This is a genomic window from Aeromonas sp. QDB25 (assembly GCF_027707725.1).
GTDB lineage: Bacteria > Pseudomonadota > Gammaproteobacteria > Enterobacterales > Aeromonadaceae > Aeromonas > Aeromonas caviae.
Genome location: NZ_JAPCIZ010000149.1, coordinates 1 through 3,717 on the forward strand (window position 1 = coordinate 1; position 3,717 = coordinate 3,717).

Here is a 3,717-nt window from a genome sequence, read left to right on the forward strand (position 1 = left end):
CGCTGCCCACAGGAGTGGTTGAGGGCCGTGGTCAGGGCGTGCATCGAGAAGACAGATTATCCCATCCCGGCAGAACTGATGCCGTCAACCCCGTCCTGGTGAATAGATACCGAATTCCTGCCTACGTTGAACACGCCGCAAGCCTTGCTGGCGAATGTGCGCGCGCAACTGCAGGCGCTCAACAACGTGCAGTTCTCCGACGGTGAGTGGGCGCGATTTGTTGAAACCTACCTGGACAAACCCAGCGACAGCATCGTCGACAAGACGCGCAAAATTCATGATGACTACATCCATGACTTCGTGTTTGACGATGGCCGCATCCAGAACATCTACCTGCTGGACAAAAAGAACGTTACCCGCAACAAGGTGCAGGCCATCCGCCAGTTTGAGCAAACCGGTAGCCATGCCAACCGCTATGACGTGACCATTCTGGTGAATGGCCTGCCACTGGTACAAGTAGAGCTGAAGAAGCGCGGCGTGGCCATCCGCGAGGCTTTCAACCAGGTGCATCGCTACAGCAAGGAGAGCTTCAACAGCGAGAATTCCTTGTTCAAGTATTTGCAGCTGTTTGTGATCTCCAACGGCACCGACAGCCGCTACTTCGCCAACACCACGCAGCGCAACAAGAACAGCTTCGACTTCACCATGAACTGGGCGAAGGCGGACAACACGCTGATCAAGGACCTGAAGGACTTCACGGCCACCTTCTTCCAGAAACACACCCTGCTTAATGTGTTGCTGCATTACTCGGTGTTCGACGTGAGCGATACACTGCTGGTGATGCGCCCTTATCAAATCGCAGCCACCGAGCGCATTCTGTGGAAGATCAAGAGCGCCTATCAGGCCAAGAGCTGGAGCAGTCTTGAGGGCGGTGGCTTTATCTGGCACACCACCGGTTCCGGCAAGACGCTGACCAGCTTCAAGGCGGCGCGCCTGGCCACCGAGCTGGATTTCATCGACAAGGTGTTCTTCGTGGTGGACCGCAAGGATCTGGACTACCAGACCATGCGGGAATACCAGCGCTTTTCTCCCGACAGCGTGAATGGCTCTGATAGTACGGCTGGCCTCAAGCGCAATCTGGAGAAGGACGACAACAAGATCGTCGTCACCACCATCCAGAAGCTCAATAACCTGATGAAGAGTGAAGGTGATTTGCCCATCTACGGCAAACAGGTCGTGTTCATCTTCGATGAATGTCACCGCAGCCAGTTCGGTGAAGCGCAGAAGAACCTGCAGAAGAAGTTCAAGAGGTTCTATCAGTTTGGCTTTACCGGCACCCCAATCTTCCCGGAGAACGCGCTGGGTGCGGAAACCACCGCCAGCGTATTCGGCCGCGAGTTGCATTCCTACGTGATCACCGACGCGATCCGCGATGAGAAGGTGCTGAAGTTCAAGGTGGATTACAACGATGTTCGCCCGCAGTTCAAGGCCATCGAGACCGAGAAGGACGAAAAGAAGCTGAGTGCGGCAGAGAACAAGCAAGCCCTGCTGCATCCTGACCGCATCCGCGAAATTACCCAGTACATCCTGACCAACTTCCGGCAGAAAACCCACCGCCTGCACGCGGGCAACAAGGGCTTCAACGCTATGTTTGCCGTGAGCAGCGTCGATGCCGCCAAGCTGTATTACGAGTCGTTCAAGACCTTGCAGAAGGATAGCGACAAGCCTTTGCGCGTGGCGACCATCTTCTCCTTCGCCGCCAATGAGGAGCAGGATGCTATCGGCGATATTCAGGATGAAAGCTTTGATGTATCCGCAATGAACAGCAGCGCCAAGGAGTTTTTGAGCGCAGCCATTGCGGATTACAACGCACTGTTCAAAACCAACTTCAGCGTGGATAGCAACGGCTTCCAGAACTACTACCGAGACCTGGCCAAGCAGGTGAAGGCCAAGGAGATCGACCTGCTCATCGTGGTGGGTATGTTCCTGACCGGCTTCGATGCGCCCTCGCTCAACACGTTGTTTGTCGACAAGAATCTGCGCTTCCACGGACTGATGCAGGCCTATTCGCGTACTAACCGCATCTTTGACGCCACCAAGACCTTCGGCAATATCGTCACTTTCCGCGACCTGGAACAGGCGACCATCGACGCCATCACCTTGTTCGGTGATAAGAACACCAAGAACGTGGTGCTGGAGAAGAGCTACCAGGAGTACATGGAAGGCTTCACCGATGCGGCCACCGGTGAGGCGCGACGTGGTTTTGTCGCCGTGGTGAACGAGCTGAAAACCCGCTTTCCCGATCCATCGGCCATTGAAAAGGAAGCTGACAAAAAAGCCTTCGCCAAGCTGTTCGGCGAGTACCTACGCGTCGAGAACGTGCTGCAGAACTATGACGAATTTGCCAGCTTGAAGGAATTGCAAAGCGTCGACATGACCGACCCGGCAGCGGTCGAGGCATTCAAGGCCAAGCACTACCTGAGTGATGAAGATCTGACCGAGCTGCAAGCCATCACGCTCCCGCCCGAGCGGAAGGTTCAGGACTATCGCTCGACCTACAACGACGTGCGCGACTGGCTACGCCGTGAGAAGGCTGGGGCCGAGAAAGAGAAGTCCACCATTGACTGGGATGACGTGGTCTTTGAGGTGGACCTATTGAAGTCTCAGGAAATCAACCTGGACTACATCCTGGAACTGATCTTCGAGCACAACAAGAAGACCAAGAGCAAGTCTGAACTGGTGGATGAAGTGCGGCGTGTGATTCGTGCCAGCCTGGGCAACCGCGCGAAAGAAAGTCTGGTGGTGGACTTCATCAACCAGACCGATTTGGACCAGATCGGCGACAAGGCCAGCGTAATTGAGGCCTTCTTCACTTTCGCTCAAGCGGAACAGCAGCGAGAGGCTGCAGAGCTGATTAGCGACGAGGGCCTGAACGCAGAATCCGCCAAGCGCTATATCACCAACTCACTGAAGCGCGAGTTCGCCACCGAGAATGGCACGGAGCTCAATGCGGTTCTGCCTAAGATGAGCCCATTGAACCCGCAATTCCTGACCAAGAAGCAGACTGTCTTCCAGAAGATCGCTGCCTTTGTTGAGAAGTTCAAGGGTGTAGGCGGGCAACTTTGACTGCTCCTCCCCCTGAAGGAAGAGGATTCTGGATCAAGCCACAGACCGCAGACACAGCGGCTTGTGAGAGCCTGGCCCCGAAGAGCCTGCATCCGCAGTGAGGGTGGTATCCAGCAACATGCCGCCAGTCAGACGGTCTACGCCGCGCCGTAGTGTTACGGGGCGGCGATACTTCACCAGCTCGGGGGGAATGCAGTTTCCGGCGATTATCCGCCCGTCGTTCTGGTATTTGTTCAGTTGGTTACAGGCACCAACATTGTCCCGAATGCCCACATAGCCGCACTGGCGGCAATGGTAGACTCGGCCTGCGGGTTTATGGCGATGGCCACACGCAGGACAGGTTTGCGAGGTATAGGCTTCGTTCTGCTTGACCAGCTCGATGCCCCGGCGTTTGCCCTTGTAGGCCAGATAGCCATAGAGCTGGCCCAGCGGGTTACCCGAGTTGCCTTGATTCAGACGACGCGAGCCTTGCTTCTGTTTGCGCTTGTTGCGCGGCATCTCTGTGATGTCACCGACCACCAGGGTTCCGGCCTCACGCGCTGCGTATTCCGGCGAAGTTGAACAGCCATTCCGGCCAACGTGAACACCCTGATCCTTAACGCGCTCACGTCACCCCGTTTCTAACTCGAGTGTTCAGATTGGGTCAACTCA

At 55.9% G+C, this 3,717-nt stretch carries 2 protein-coding genes; one reads left to right on the top strand and one right to left on the bottom strand.

What is annotated here, in order from left to right; translation table 11 throughout:
* The first annotated feature begins 126 nt into the window (after nt 1-126).
* A complete protein-coding gene (locus PG883_RS22770; RefSeq protein ID WP_270808325.1) occupies nt 127-3,066 on the top strand; it encodes an HsdR family type I site-specific deoxyribonuclease in 2,940 nt (979 codons plus the stop codon).
* A gap of 33 nt (nt 3,067-3,099) precedes the next feature.
* Here PG883_RS22770 and PG883_RS22775 read toward each other — a convergent pair whose 3' ends face one another.
* A complete protein-coding gene (locus tag PG883_RS22775; RefSeq protein ID WP_270808327.1) occupies nt 3,100-3,585 on the bottom strand; it encodes a zinc ribbon domain-containing protein in 486 nt (161 codons plus the stop codon).
* Between the last annotated feature and the right edge of the window lie 132 nt (nt 3,586-3,717).